This window comes from Streptomyces sp. RKAG337 (assembly GCF_023701715.1).
Lineage (GTDB): Bacteria > Actinomycetota > Actinomycetes > Streptomycetales > Streptomycetaceae > Actinacidiphila.
Genome location: NZ_JAJOZA010000001.1, coordinates 3,655,224 through 3,668,287, shown reverse-complemented (window position 1 = coordinate 3,668,287; position 13,064 = coordinate 3,655,224). Strand labels below are relative to the sequence as shown.

The following is a 13,064-nucleotide window of genomic DNA, read 5'->3' as shown; positions in this document are numbered from 1 at the left end:
CCTCTCTACAGGCTGGTGTCACGCCATGTGGCGGTCAGCAGGGACGTTTGACCGGGGGCGCCGGGGAGCGCCGCGCCGCGGTAGGTGACCTCGTTGTCGCCGGGCAGGAACAGGGGCCAGACGGCGCCGCCGCGTAGCCAGGACCGGCGGGGCGTGGTGCCCATGAACAGGACGGCGCGGCTGCGGGTGTCGACGGTGAGGAACTCGCCGGGCTGGAGCGTGGTGTCGAAGACGAGTTGCCCGCCGACATTCGTCTGCTCGATCGAGGGGGACGCGACGGGCCCGTCGATGCGGAACAGGGGGTAGGCGGGCGAGTCGCCGCCGTTATTGGCGGTGAGCTTCCCGGCCGCGCCCGAGTCGCCGTACGTCATCGGGTACGTCCTCGGGTACGTGCGGCCGGCGGCCGGGGAGTACGCCGTCGTCGCGGCCGACTGCTCGGCGAGGCCGTAGAGGTAGGGGTCCGCGCAGTACCACTCGATCGCAGCCGATCCCGCCCGCCACAGGTTGCCGGCGTCGTAAGGCAGCGCCCTCTTGCGAACCTTGCCGCGGACGGCGATGTCCCAGTCGAGGAGCTGGAGCTCGGCCGGTTGGCGCTGCGGCTGTGTTGCCCGGCGCAGCGCGAGCGTCAGCGCCCGCAGCTCATCGGGCGAGGCAGCGAGCAGGTTGAGGGTGATCTGCACCGTGCGGGCCGCGGTGTAGTCGGGGCCCGTGTAGTCGCCGTGCTGGTCCGACTTGTCGAGATCCTGGCTCCGGATGCCGGGCAAGTCGTCGATGCCCTCGATCGAGGCCACCGAGTACGCGTTGCCGGGGCCGAACTGTAGGTCGCCCCACTGCACGCGCCCGAGTCGCTGCTGAATCACGGGTCATCGCCTCCCGACTTTGGAGCGCCAGGACAGCGCGGCCGACACGCCCTCGGGTGTCGCCTCGGTGCCGTGCAGGTGGATGGTGGTGGGGCCAGCGGCCGGGGCCGCGCTGCCCGCGTACGACGCGGCGAGGGCGCCCGCCGTCGGCACGCCCGCGAGGGACGGGCCGAGTCCAGCCATGCCCGCGAGCTGCGCCGTCAGCCCCTGTAGCTGCGCCTGTAGCGACGGGACTTGCAGATCGATACCGCGCATGAAGCCGTCGATGAGCAGGCGGCCGGCCGGGGTGAGGATCCGTGCGTCTCGCTCGGCCGGGCCCTTCCAGTCGGGCAGGGAGTCGGTGACCGAGCTGAGAAGGCTCTTGACGCCCGGGATGTTGTCGCGGATCCCGCGGAGGAAGCCCTCGATCAGTGCGCCGCCCTGCCGGTAGAGCAGGTCGCCGAGGTCGCCGAGCGCACGGCCCGCCCGGTTCGGCAGGTCGCCGATGTACGTCACGGCGTCATCGATCTTCTTTTGCACGGGCGCGAGGAACTTGTTGCCGGCGTCGACGGCGACCCCGGCCAGGCGACCGGCCAGCCCGGCGAGTGCCGCGACCGCCTTGCCGGGCAGGCCCCCGAAGTTTTCGAGGACGAGCCGCACGGCGTTCGAGGCTGCGGTCTTGAAGGCGCCCCACGCGTCGGAGAAGCGGCCGTGCAGCAGGTCGGCGAGGAACTGGAGGGCGGGGGTGATCACGTTCGTCACGGCGTCGCCGAGGACGTCGGCCAGATACGCCGCGAGCTTCGCGACCAGGTCAATGAGCGGGACGAGGAGCGGCGTCGCCTTGGCGAGCCCCTTGTCCGAGAAGTCGATGAAGGCGATGATCAACGGCGCGACGGCGACGAGGAGTTCGCCGAGGGAAACGCCCAGGTCAGCCAGGGATGGGGCGACGGCAACGAGGAGATCGCCGCAGGTCTGGAGGGCGAACACGAGGTTTCGGGCCAGCAGTTCGGCGAGCGGGCCGATCAGCGTCGGCAGGTCGTCGAGGATAGGACCGAGGGTTGTCCCTAGTACATCTGCGACATCTTGGACAACGGGTGCCAAAGCCTCGAAAACGGTCGAGCAGCCGTCGATCAGCGGGAGTAGGGCGGGCAGCAGCTTGACCGCGAGATCGCCGATCACGGGGATCAGTGGGATCGCGGCCTCGACCAGCAACCCGACCGAGCCCGCGGCATCTTCGAGGACGGGCGCCAGGGCATCGATGATGGGGCCGAGGGCGTCACCCAAGACCTCGACCAGGTGTTCGGCTGGAGGTCCGAGCTTAGTGAAAATGGGTGCCAGTGCCGTTAGGGCCTTGGAGAGCAGCGGCCCTACGGTTTTTCCGATCTTGCCCATCAGGTCGAACAGGGCCTTGAACGCGTCCTGCACGGGCTTCGTGCCGGTGACGTCGGCGATCGAGCCCGTGATGTCTTGGAGGACCCCGATCAGGTTGCCGCCCGACGAGACGGCCGGCGCGAAGATGTTGCCGAGGATCACGCCGACGTTGCCGACGACGCCGACGATCTGCCCGATGACGTCGATCGCGACGTCGATCGCCTTGTTCAGACGGCCGTCGGCGAACGCTGCCGAGAGCTTGGCGCTGATCCGGTCGGCGGCCTCGCCCGCCTTCCCCGTCAGCCGGTCGAACTGGCTGCCGCCGGCCGCGCCGAGCTGACCGATCGCGGTGACGATCTGGCCGGGGATCCGCACGAGGTTGTGCAGTCCGGCCGCCGCGGAGTCCAGTGCCTGCCCGAGCGTCCCGCTCTTCGCCAGGTCGCGGGCCGCGGACCCGACGCCCTTCGCCATCTCGTTCAGCGAGCCAGCCGTGTCGAGGAACCCCTTGCGGACCGCAGGCAGGACAGCCGCCGCGGTGGTCTTCAGTTCCTCGTCGAGGCCCTTGAACAGCTTCTCCTGGACGTCGAGCTTGAGGTCGTCGAACGCGGGCTTGAGGGCGATGATCTCCCGGACGAACGCGCGCGCCGAGGGCGAGAGCTTGGCCATGGCCTCGGCGAACGCGTCGGCCCCGCCGGCCGCCCCGCCGGCCGCCGCGCCCGCGCCGTCGAGCGCCTCCTTCGCCTGCCGGATCTGCTCGGCGCCCTCCTTCGCGGTGCGGGTGACGTCGGCCTGCGCGTCGGCCAGATCACGGGACCGGTCGGAGACCTCCCGTTGCGCGTCGCTGACGCCCTTCTGCGCGTCGGTGTAGGTCTTGCTGCCCTCGACCCCGGCCTTGTTCGCGGCCGTGGTGTCGGCGGCCAGCCGGGCCGTTTCGGTGCGCTGCTCCTTGAGGCGCAGGACGGCCTTGTCGCGGTCGAGGATCGCGTCCCGCATCGCGTCGGAGTCGTCGGCCGCGCCCGTGCTGCGGACCTTGAGGAGGGCCTCCTCCGCCTTCTCTACGTCGCGGACGGCTTGCCGCTCGCTGATCCGGGCTTCCGCGAGCGAGTCGTTCATGTCCTGGAGTTCGCGGGTCGCGTCCTCGCGCGCCTGCGTCAACGCCTTCTGCGCGTCGAGCGCCGCCTTCTGCGCGTCCGTGACGTCCCGCTCGGCGTCCTTGACCGCGCGCGCGGCCCTGGTGTTCGCGAGCGCTGCGGCCTCGACCGCCTTCGCCACGCCGCGCTGTGCATCGGCGAAGCCGTTCGACGCTGCGGCTGCTCCGCCCGCCGCGCCGGTTGCCGGAGCGAACGCGGCCGTGATCGCGTCGCCGATACCGCTCGTGCCCAACTTGATGACGGCGCCCGCCTGCGCGACTGCGAGGAGGGCGGTCGCGCCGATCGAGGCTGCGGGCACGATGTTCTGTAGGGCGGCGACCACACCGCCGACCACGTTGATGACGGCGCCGAGCTTCGCGGCGGCCAGCCCGAACGTTGCGAGTGCCGGCGCCATGCTGCCGGCCAGGCCGCGGGCTCCGCTCCCCGCGTTGTTCAGCGCCCGCCGCAGCAGCGAGAGTTCCGCGATGGCCGGGGCGGCACGCACCTCGGGCCGGATCACGACGGGCTCGTCGTCAACCCGGGTCGCTGCGGCCCGCAGGTCCGCGAGGTTCGCGAGCGCCTCGCCGACCGAGGCGCGGATGTCGATGTCGGGGTGCGTGTGCGCGAGCCGGTCCAGATGGGGCTGGAGCCGGTCCATCTGGCGGAGCGCGTCCTCGATGCTGATGTCGACGCCGATGCGCTGGTCGCCGAGGCGCTGGAGGTCACGGCGGACCCGGTCGAGGTCCCGGTCGAACTGGCTGCTGTCGTCGGTGATGACGACGGGCGGGATGTCGTTGACGGCCGCCTGTACCCGGCGTTGCAGGGACTCGCCGAGCGCGGCGCCGACGCTGGAGCCCTGCCGGGTGGCGTCGGCCACGACACCGGAGGTGTCCCCGAGGTTCACCTGTAGATGCGTGAGCAGGTTCGGCAGGTTGATGTCATCGGCCATGCGGGGTCACCTCCTCCAGATCAGTCGTGGGGCAATGCGGCGAGGGACAGCCATCCCTCGGCGCCTGCGGCGGCCGGGGCCGACGCGGACGGTTCCTCGCTGCTGCTGCTCCCGGTCGCGATGCGGTGCCGGTCGATGAGCGTCATGAGCTGCGGCAGCGTCATGTCCCAGAAGGTGAGGGGAGAAATGTGGAGGGCACCGACGGCGAGGTAGTAGAGGTCGTCCCAGGGGAATCCGGGATCCTCACTTCCTCGATCGTGATCGGCCCCGCTGCGCCGTTTCCCGGGCTCTCAAGGGCGGCGCTCAGAGCGGCACCGAAGGCGCTGGCGTACTCGCCGAGGCGGCCGGGGTGCAGCAGGTCTGCGAGGTCGGCGAGGTCGGTGCGGCGCCGGTACACGATGTGGCTGACGGTGCGGGTGCCGTCGGCGGCGACGTGCTCGCGAAGGTGGGGCTCGAAGCCGCCGGGGCCGACGCACCCGGCGCCGATCATCTGGAGCAGCGGCCCGAAGGCGGCGCCTTCGCCGGTCGAGTCGATCGACGCCTGAACTGCGGCGACGGATCCGAAGCGGGCTTCGAGGAGCGCCAGCGCCCGGAACGAGTAGCGGAGCTGTACCTCGGTGCCGTCGGTGAGGATGATCGGCTTGCCGAGTCCGAGCAGGTCAAGGCCAGTAGCGGTCATGGTGTGACTCCTGTCAGTGCCGGGGTTCGGCCTGCGGATGTGCGGGAGGTGGTGCGCGTCCCCGGCCGGCGCGTGGCACGGCTCGGGGACGGCGCTAGACGATGACTGCGGCGACCGCGTTGAGGTGCGCCGTCAGCCACTTGCCGTTGGCGAGGAGCGGCACGGCGGCGGCCTCGAACCCGGTGACGCGGTAGTCCTCTTCGGCGAAGCCGAGGTCAGGGAACCCGGACGCCGAGCACTTGTGCAGGGTGAAGTGGACGTCACCGCCGATGGAGTCGGCGCCATTCGAGGGGCTCGCGCCCTCGATCTTGAACGGGGCCGGGGTGCTGGTGCTCGTGAGGTCCCACTCGGCGGAGATGGTGCCGCTGGTGACGTCGACCACCGCCCCCCCGAACAGGGCGGCGAGGACGTCGAGCGACAGCTTCGCGTTCGTGACCTTGACCTTGACGTTGGTCAGCTTGCTGATGGAGTCGAGCAGGGTGTTATCCCCGCGCAGCTCCTTGGTCTCCATGTCGCCGCTGATCTCCAGAGTCTTGATGCCGGGCACGTCGATGGCGGTGCCGTACGTGGCGGTGCCCCCGGTCGGGTCGGCGGTGAGCGGGGAGATCTTGCAGTCCTGAACTGCGAAGACCTTGGTGACATGTGACATGGCGGCCATGAGTGGTGTCCTTCCTGTGGTGCCGGGGTCCGGCTCATCGGGCGGAGGAGAGCTACGTCGGGGGTGGCTCGGGCGGCGGACCGGGGTCCGCGATGACGGTGAGGACCGAGCCGGGGATGAGCGCGGCGAGCGCCTCGTCTGGGGTGCCGGCGGCCTGCGGGGGGATGACGGAGTCGACGGCCCACCACGCGGTACCGGGTTGGCCGGGGCGGGGTACACCGACACGGCGCCGTCGGTCATGCCGTCGGCGGGCAGGCGCAGCAGTGTCGAGCCGTCGGGGACGGGCCACGCGTCGCCGAGGTAGGCGATGACCTGCTCGCGGTCGAGGGGCGTGAAGACCGTCATGCGGGGATCACCTCCGAGAGCAGTAGCTCGCGGTGCAGGGTCACGGTGATCGAGTGGCGGACGATGTTGTCGGCGAGGGGGATGCGGTCGATGTCGGTGGCCTTGACGCCGTGCACCTTCGCGGGGTGGGCGGGCAGCGAGCAGCCGTGCAGGCGGCGGGCGATGGCCTCGGCGAGGCCGTACCGCTCGACGTTCTTCGTGGTGCTCGCGCCGGTCTTGGCGCGGCCCCGCTGCACGAGGTCGACGGTCGCGACCTCGATGATGTTCACCTCGGCGGCCGGGTCGCCGAAGTCCCCGGCAGCCGTACCGTCCGGGCCGATCGACACGGCCTCGGTGACGACGATGTACGGGTAGTCCTGGCCGGGGCGGGGCCCGTCGCGGAAGACGGGCACGCCGAGGGCGAGGGCTTCGAGGTACGCCTTGATGGCGCCGCTCGTGGTCGCGGCCATCAGCGCCCCCGTCCGACGCGGATGCGCGCGATGTTCTGGCGGAGGAGCTGCTCCGCCATGGCGACTGCCGGCCGCATGAACGGCTGCGCCCTGGTCCCCGGGTGGTTGACCTTCGCGACCGGGTGCCTCGCGCCGGGCCAGAACAACGCTTTGCCGTTCTTCGGGAGGATGACGTGCGGCTTCGTGCCGTACTCCACATCGGCCGCGTAGGACACGTTCGTACCGATGACCACGCCGACGCTCCGGCCGTGCGTCTCGGTCCTGGCCACGATCGAGGAGCGCAGGCGGCCGGTGTCGACCGGGCACAGCTCACGCGCCTTGTTCTGGATGTCGGAGCCCGTCCGGACGACGGCCGTCTTCACGTCGTCGGACATGCCGCCGAGGATCCGGCGGAGCCCGCGCTCGTACGCCCGCGTGTCGATGCGGGTCGTCGCGCTGGCGTTGAACAGGCGGCCGCCCATCAGACGCCGCCGATCAGCATCGGGCCAGCGTTGAGGTAGGTAGCGAGCAGGGCGTCGGCCTGCGTCGAGCCGGTCGACGACCGGGGGGTGACGGCCGTCGTCGGGGCGTCGTCGGTGATGCGGACGTTGTTGCCCTCGTCGTCTACGTCGAGGCTGTCGTCCTGCGCGGCGTCGGCGTCCGACGGACGGGCGTCGGCCTGGACGTGAGCGGCGAGCAGCGCGCACGCCTGCTCGACGAGCGCGGGCACCGTGTCGTAGCCGAAGCTGCCGGTGACCTGGACCTGTGCCGTCCAGTACTGCTCGAACAGGCCGCGCCACCCGCCGTTCCAGCTCTCGGCGCCGACGACGAGATCGTCATAGCCGCCCCACGCCAGACGTACCGAGTCGATCGCGCCGAGGACCGACGACGACGAGACGCGGTACGCCGACGACGGGAGCGACGGGGCGTCGTCGACACCGACGGGCGTCACAGCGGTGACCGTGCGGACGCGGCGCGGAAGGATGACCAGTCCATCCGGCGCCACGTCCGCCACCACCGCCAGGACAGTTGGCTCGAACAGTTGCAGGGTGTAGGCGGTGATCCGTTCCGTAGCAGCAGCGATCCACGCGGCGACCTCCGAGTCAGTCCCGGTGGTCCCGGCTTCGCGGGCCTGCTGCACGGTGCAGTACATCGCTCAGTCCTCGTCGCTCTCGTCGGCGGCCGGGGCCGCGGCCAGTTCGCGGTGAACGCCCTCGGTGACGAGGCCGCCCTTCGCGACGATCTGCCGGGCGTAGCCGCCCGGGTGCGTGTGGACGACGGGGCCGGTCGGCTCGCCGGAGCCGGCCGAGTCCAGCGCCCGGAACGCGTCGGACGGTGCGGTCTGCCCGACGTCCCACCCGGTACCGGCCGCGTACTGCTGCGGTCGGACCGTGGCGGCCGGGTCGGCGGTTTCCTTGCGGGCTGCCATGTCAGCTACCTCCGATGACGCCGCGGGTGCGCAGCGCTGCGAGCAGGGCGTTGTACGCGGTCGTGACGGCCGCGAGGTCGGCGAAGTTGCCGCTCTGGTTGTTGATGACGGGCTTCGTGCTGCCGTCCATGAGGGCCGGCGCCGAGTCGACGACGCGCAGAACCTCGGTCTCCTGGTTCGCTACGCGGGTGCCGCCCTTGACGACGGTCACCTGCTTCGTCACGCCGGCCATTACGGCAGCGCCGCGAAGGTGATCTTGACGAACGCGGCCGGGGTGTGGACGGCGACGTTCGCGCGCCGCTCGGCGAGGATGACCAGCGTGTTCGCGGTGAAGTAGTCCGCGTGCGAGTCGGTCATCAGGATCGTGATGCCCTGCCGCTCCCACAGGGTTGCCCCCATGCGGAAGCCGCCGAGGAGCGCGGTGCCGGCGGTCATCGCGACGGACGTCACGACGGTCAGGCCCCAAATGCGCATCGGTGCGCCGGAGTCGGTGACGGTCGTGATCACACGGAACTGCCCGTTGGCGTCCGTGTCGAGCTCGATGTCCTGCCAGTCGAGCGGGTTCATGACGATCGCGTCCGGCGCGTACATCGCCAGCTCGCCTTGGGTCTTGGCCTTGCGGACGGTGATCAGCTTCGCGTCCGTGTTGCCGCTCGCAGGCTGGTACGTGCCGATGCCCGAGGTCGTGAGGATGCCCTGCATCTGCGTCGACCCGTTGCCGGTGAGGATCTCCCGGTCGAGCTTGTACTCCAGCCCGTAGACGAGCCTGCCGTTGATGTACCCCATGAGCTGCGAGTCGTCGTCCGCGGCCTGGCGGGTGATCGGCACCCAGTGCGCGACGGTCTTGAGGGTGGTGGTGATCAGGTCGAAGGTGAACGGGCCAGTCTTCGGCTTGTCGCCACCCTCCGCGACGACAGCCGCGGCGTTCCACGTCGACTGCGGGCCGGACGTGTCCCGCATGTATTCGAGGGTGGTGCCGTCCGACGTCTGGCGGTCGAGCAGGTTCGCGACGAGGAGCGGGAAGTCGGGGTTCTGCGGGATGATCCCCGGAACCCTGGTGTTCGGCCGCGGCTGCGTGCCCGTGGTGACCGTGCCGGCCGGGGCCGCGCGGTGGTCGAAGGCGAACTTGCCGCGCGCGCCGCCAGCCCGGAAGGTCTCCAGCGCGGCGGAGCGGACGAACGCCTCGGCGACAGTGAGCGGGTGCTCGTTGCCCTGCGCGTCGGGCTGCATGCCCGGCTGCTGACGGTTGCCCGGCTGCGGCTGCGGGTCGCCAGCAGGGACCGAGGCAGCGCGCAGCGCGCGAAGGCGTGACTGCCGGTTCTCCGCCTGCTCGATCTCGCCCGTGATGGTGTCGGCCCGCTGGAGCAGCTCGGCGACGTCGCCGTCGTAGCTCTCGTCAGCGAGCAGCCGCATGACCTCGTCACGCTGCTCGGCGAGGGTCGGTGCCCCGCCCTTGATGGGGAAGATCGGGTACCGCTTGCGCGGGTCCTCGCCGACGGCGGCGCGGCCCTTGCGGTATCCGAGTGCTCGGCGTGCGCTCATGTGGCCGGGTCCTCTCGGTCCGTGGACGGCTCGCAGCCGCCCAGATGTCTGGGGGTCTGCGGTCCGTCTTTCACGGCCGGTGGATCGCGCCCGGCATGCTCACGGCTTTTACGTCCGGTGTGAGCTGCCCGGATGAGTGCGAGGGTAGATCAATCGCGCAGGTCGGCTACTTGGCTGCTGCAAGTCGCATGCGGGCTGCCGCGCGCAGGCGGGCGTCACGCTGCGCCTTGACTGTGGCGAGGCGCTTCCGCTCGGCGGTCACCTGCTCGTCGATGGACGGGGCCTCGACCTCGTCGTACAGGGCGCCGAGCGCGGACCGGACCGTCTTGAGCTTGCTTCCGGGGACGGCCGCCATGCGTGCCGTGATCTGGCTGACCTCGACGAGCCGCGCGGACTTGATGTTGTCGAGGGTGTCCCGGTACGTCTGCTCGTCCATCTCGGCGAGCTTTGACCAGTCGGGCAGGTCGGTCCGGATGAAGCCGACGGACAGCTCACGGGCGCTGCCGCTCTTGGCCATGATCCGGGCGTCGGTGCCCGCCGCGGTGTCGTCGTACCGGCCGCTGATCCACAGGTGATCAGCGCGCTCCTCGGCGCTGAAAGTCCCCACGGGCTGGAAGGGCGAGTGCATGAACAACATCGCGTAGTTGCCCTTGTCGACCCCCTTCTTGAAAACGCCCGGGTGGAACGTCGTGCCGTAGCTGTCGACCTTGTTGTACCGGCATGCCCACCCTTCGAACGTCCCTTCCTCGCCGGAGTCGACGCGCCACTCGACGTCTTCCAGGGTGCGGAACTCGACCTCGCTCATGGGGTCCTGGCCTTCCTGCACGCCTCGACGTGCGCGTTGACTGACCGCATGTCGACGCGCAGCGTCGCGGCCAGGGTGGGGCGGGTGAAGTCGTCGCATGGCTCAGGGAGGATCGCGAGCTTCGCGGGTTGATCGACGTTGCACGAAGGGCATCTGACCTGCACGTATCCGGCGCCCATCATCGGCCGCCCTCCTGCGCCTTGAGCTGCTTGAGGGCGTGCTCGGCGTACACCTCGGCGACGCCATCCATGATCCCCTGGTGCGCCGGGGAGAGGCGGGGCGCGTACCGGTACACGGCACGCCCGCGGGCGTCATGGCCGTCGTACTCGTAGGCGAAGCGCCCGCCGTCGAAGCTCATGACAGGGGGCACCCCGCCGTCGGCATCCGGCCGCACGGCGTATTCGGTGTGGCCGTCGAGCGGGCCGCGCCGCACCTCCGCGAACGGCACGCCAGCAGGGCAGTACGCGCCCTTGTACTGCGCATGGGCGGCGGGTTGGAGGATGACGGGCACCTCGCCGCGAAGGACCATGACCATCAGCAGCCACCACCGATCGGCAAGTTTTCGTAAGAAAACACGGGTCAATCCTCCTCGTATTGGAACGTAAGGGTGCAGCGGCAGTTGATCGACTGGTTCGCGGGTGCGACCGGGTCGCCGGGCCAACGGGACTGCGTCAGCTCGAAGCGCTTGTTCAGCGGCACCGACTTCCCGCCGGCCGCGCGGTGCGTGGCTCGGGTCCGCTTGTCGTCGGTCGACAGCCACGTCTTGCGGGTCGCGCCTGCGTCGATGGCGGCCGACTGCGCCGCGGCGTTGTACGCACCGACCGTCTCCGTCCGCGCGATCATCGTCGCCCGGTAGTCGGAGAGGTCCGTGAACACCGCCTGCAAGCGGGCACGTAGGGCGGGGATGGACTCGCCCTCGGCCACACCGTGCGCGAGGAGCTGTGACCGGAGGACGGCCTCGGTTGTGGCGGTGACCTGCCCGGCGAGCGCGGTGAGGCGGGCGTCGAGTTCGTCGGCGACGGTCGGCTCGTCGAGGTCGAAGTCTTCGGTGATGCTCGTACCGCCACGGCGCCACGCGGACTCCAGGAAGGGCCTGAGCTTCTCCGCGGTGCGGCGCTTCCAGTACCGGGGGTCGAAGACGTCGCGGGCCTTGATGCGCTCCTCCCACCCGTCCGGGCCGGCGGCGAGGTCGAGGGCGGTCGCCCGGTCCGCGGTGACCGCGTCGAGGTCGGGCGGGGTGAGGCGGATCGTGTCCTCGACGGCGAGGGCGCACGCCTCGGTGCGCAGCTCGACGAGCCACGCCGCGCCGCGCTCGGGCTTCTTCATCAGCCGGTCGAAGTCGCGGAGGACGCGCTCGCGCTGCTCCTTGGCCAGCGCGCGGACGGCGGCCCGGCCGGTCGCCTCCAGCGCGTCATACGCGGCGTTGATGTCGGCGAGGGAGGGCGACGACGGGGCGTCGTCGGCCCGCGTCAGCTCCAGACGACGGGGCGTCGGCAGGATGTCGGCGGGCGTCGGGATCCCGGCGACCCGCGACAGGACGCGCTCGACGGCCCGCTCGACGTCGTCGTCGGCTGGCACGCCGAGCAGGCGGGAGAAGTCGGCATCCCACGACCGGGCGGCGTCGGCGGCCGGCGCTCCCTGGACGGGGGCGAACTGGCTGCGGTACGGGGTGAGGGTGTGCTTCCCGAGCCCGCCGGGGAGCGGCTCGTACCCGAGGGTGCCGCGGGCCTCGTCGATGGTGAGGGTGTCGGAGTAGACGCTCGCCCTGGTGCGGTTGGCTACGGCGTCTTGCGAGTCCTGGAGCGCCTCGACGCTCGACAGGTCGAACTCGGCTTCCTCGGCGTCCGAGGGCAGGAGCACGCGGTCGATCTCGCTGCCGATGATCTCAAGCTTCGGCTTGATGGTGTCGCTCCACAGCGTGGCCTTGGCGGCGCTGCGGTTCTCGAAGGTGGTCCCGCCCGACAGGTAGTCGTGCGGCACGCCGAAGGCGAGCATGACCTCAGCGGAGTTGGCCATGCGGGATTCGAGGTAGTCCATCTCCTCGGCTGTCAGGCCCACGCGGACGTACGAGGCGGCCCGGCTCCCGCTCCCGGGAGGGCTGGCTACGAGCAGGTTCTTCCCGGCGTTGGCGGGCCCCTGCATGCTGCTGCGCCACGACGCCTTCGCCGATGCGAAGTCGGTCGCCTCCATCTCGCCGAGGTAGATCACGCCCGTTGGCGTTGCCCCGTTCTTGTAGCTGGAGCGCTGCCACTCCCGCGCGTACGCGTCCATGTCGACTGCATGCCTCGCGGCCTTCCAAGGGGCAAGGCACCCGAGCGGGTCGAAGGGGTGCGGATAGCGGAGCCACAGCATCTCCTCGGGCAGGACGAACACGCGTTGCCCGTCGGCCCGGTTGATGATGAAGCCCGAGAGGTTGGCCGTCGTCGGCCGTTCCGCGACGGGCTTGTCGACGACGACCGTGACGTCGTCGAAGACGGGATGCGCCTCGGCGACGGGGCCGACGCCCGTCTCCCCTCGGTCGAGCCAGACGAACGCCTGCCCGGCAAGCTCGCCCTGTTGCAGCACGATCGACTTGAGCACGCGGGCGGACATCTGGGGGTTCGGCCGCTTGTTGAACAGGTGCGCGATGGGGTGGCCTTCGATGGCGTCGCCGGACGGCCCGCGTACGACCAGGGGCACGCTGCTGCCGTTGTCGGCGATGGCCGCTACGCACCGGTAGGCGACCGCGCTGTGTGCGTAGCCGCGGGCCTCGGCGTCGAGGTCGAGGGTGACGGACATCTGCCCGCCCATGGCCACGGTGAGCGGCCGGCGGTCGCGGATGGTGCCGAGCCCGCCCATGGCCCGGCGACCGAATGCCACGTCGAGCGCGTCTTTGATACGTCCCACTGT

14 protein-coding genes are annotated in these 13,064 nt (G+C 70.7%); all 14 read right to left on the bottom strand.

Features of this window, described 5'->3' with window-relative positions:
- Positions 1-5: 5 nt before the first annotated feature.
- On the bottom strand, positions 6-860 hold the full coding sequence (locus LNW73_RS16255) for a phage distal tail protein (RefSeq protein ID WP_250990404.1): 855 nt from the start codon (positions 858-860) through the stop codon (positions 6-8).
- Positions 861-863: 3 nt separating this feature from the next.
- Positions 864-4,289: a hypothetical protein gene (locus tag LNW73_RS16250; RefSeq protein ID WP_250990403.1), complete on the bottom strand. Its 3,426-nt coding sequence runs from the start codon at positions 4,287-4,289 to the stop codon at positions 864-866.
- 20 nt (positions 4,290-4,309) lie between these two features.
- Complete coding sequence (locus LNW73_RS16245; protein WP_250990402.1) at positions 4,310-4,453, bottom strand: hypothetical protein; 144 nt, start codon at positions 4,451-4,453, stop codon at positions 4,310-4,312.
- Positions 4,450-4,968, bottom strand: a complete 519-nt coding sequence (locus tag LNW73_RS16240; RefSeq protein ID WP_250990401.1) for a hypothetical protein — start codon at positions 4,966-4,968, stop codon at positions 4,450-4,452. The genes LNW73_RS16245 and LNW73_RS16240 overlap by 4 nt, the downstream gene beginning before the upstream one ends.
- Positions 4,969-5,062: 94 nt before the next feature.
- Complete coding sequence (locus tag LNW73_RS16235; protein ID WP_250990400.1) at positions 5,063-5,626, bottom strand: phage tail protein; 564 nt, start codon at positions 5,624-5,626, stop codon at positions 5,063-5,065.
- Positions 5,627-5,967: 341 nt separating this feature from the next.
- The gene (locus LNW73_RS16230) at positions 5,968-6,420 is read right to left on the bottom strand and encodes a hypothetical protein (RefSeq protein ID WP_250990399.1); all 453 of its coding nucleotides are present in this window, start codon (positions 6,418-6,420) and stop codon (positions 5,968-5,970) included.
- On the bottom strand, positions 6,420-6,881 hold the full coding sequence (locus LNW73_RS16225) for an HK97-gp10 family putative phage morphogenesis protein (RefSeq protein ID WP_250990398.1): 462 nt from the start codon (positions 6,879-6,881) through the stop codon (positions 6,420-6,422). The genes LNW73_RS16230 and LNW73_RS16225 overlap by 1 nt, the downstream gene beginning before the upstream one ends.
- Positions 6,881-7,552 carry a hypothetical protein gene (locus LNW73_RS16220; protein WP_250990397.1) on the bottom strand — a complete coding sequence of 224 codons (672 nt, stop codon included), beginning with the start codon at positions 7,550-7,552 and terminating at the stop codon, positions 6,881-6,883. Before LNW73_RS16220 ends, LNW73_RS16225 begins: the two co-directional genes overlap by 1 nt.
- A gap of 3 nt (positions 7,553-7,555) precedes the next feature.
- A complete protein-coding gene (locus LNW73_RS16215; protein ID WP_250990396.1) occupies positions 7,556-7,828 on the bottom strand; it encodes a hypothetical protein in 273 nt (90 codons plus the stop codon).
- Between the two features lies 1 nt (position 7,829).
- A complete protein-coding gene (locus LNW73_RS16210; RefSeq protein WP_250990395.1) occupies positions 7,830-8,051 on the bottom strand; it encodes a hypothetical protein in 222 nt (73 codons plus the stop codon).
- 8 nt (positions 8,052-8,059) lie between these two features.
- Positions 8,060-9,370, bottom strand: coding sequence for a phage major capsid protein (locus tag LNW73_RS16205; protein ID WP_250990394.1), 1,311 nt, complete (start codon positions 9,368-9,370; stop codon positions 8,060-8,062).
- Between the two features lie 166 nt (positions 9,371-9,536).
- Entirely contained in the window at positions 9,537-10,175 is a 639-nt protein-coding gene (locus LNW73_RS16200; protein ID WP_250990393.1) for an HK97 family phage prohead protease, read from the bottom strand.
- A 178-nt stretch (positions 10,176-10,353) separates the two neighbouring features.
- Positions 10,354-10,710, bottom strand: coding sequence for a hypothetical protein (locus tag LNW73_RS16195; protein ID WP_250990392.1), 357 nt, complete (start codon positions 10,708-10,710; stop codon positions 10,354-10,356).
- 44 nt (positions 10,711-10,754) lie between these two features.
- Positions 10,755-13,061: a phage portal protein gene (locus LNW73_RS16190; protein ID WP_250990391.1), complete on the bottom strand. Its 2,307-nt coding sequence runs from the start codon at positions 13,059-13,061 to the stop codon at positions 10,755-10,757.
- Between the last annotated feature and the right edge of the window lie 3 nt (positions 13,062-13,064).

What these genes read in the sequence shown, in the direction of transcription:
- LNW73_RS16215 (WP_250990396.1), bottom strand. Translation starts at nt 7,828, where the DNA reads ATGGCAGCCCGCAAGGAAACCGCCGACCCGGCCGCCACGGTCCGACCG.
- LNW73_RS16240 (WP_250990401.1), bottom strand. Translation starts at nt 4,968, where the DNA reads ATGACCGCTACTGGCCTTGACCTGCTCGGACTCGGCAAGCCGATCATC.
- LNW73_RS16200 (WP_250990393.1), bottom strand. Translation starts at nt 10,175, where the DNA reads ATGAGCGAGGTCGAGTTCCGCACCCTGGAAGACGTCGAGTGGCGCGTC.
- LNW73_RS16195 (WP_250990392.1), bottom strand. Translation starts at nt 10,710, where the DNA reads ATGGTCATGGTCCTTCGCGGCGAGGTGCCCGTCATCCTCCAACCCGCC.
- LNW73_RS16230 (WP_250990399.1), bottom strand. Translation starts at nt 6,420, where the DNA reads ATGGCCGCGACCACGAGCGGCGCCATCAAGGCGTACCTCGAAGCCCTC.
- LNW73_RS16225 (WP_250990398.1), bottom strand. Translation starts at nt 6,881, where the DNA reads ATGGGCGGCCGCCTGTTCAACGCCAGCGCGACGACCCGCATCGACACG.
- LNW73_RS16235 (WP_250990400.1), bottom strand. Translation starts at nt 5,626, where the DNA reads ATGGCCGCCATGTCACATGTCACCAAGGTCTTCGCAGTTCAGGACTGC.
- LNW73_RS16220 (WP_250990397.1), bottom strand. Translation starts at nt 7,552, where the DNA reads ATGTACTGCACCGTGCAGCAGGCCCGCGAAGCCGGGACCACCGGGACT.
- LNW73_RS16245 (WP_250990402.1), bottom strand. Translation starts at nt 4,453, where the DNA reads ATGACGCTGCCGCAGCTCATGACGCTCATCGACCGGCACCGCATCGCG.
- LNW73_RS16250 (WP_250990403.1), bottom strand. Translation starts at nt 4,289, where the DNA reads ATGGCCGATGACATCAACCTGCCGAACCTGCTCACGCATCTACAGGTG.
- LNW73_RS16205 (WP_250990394.1), bottom strand. Translation starts at nt 9,370, where the DNA reads ATGAGCGCACGCCGAGCACTCGGATACCGCAAGGGCCGCGCCGCCGTC.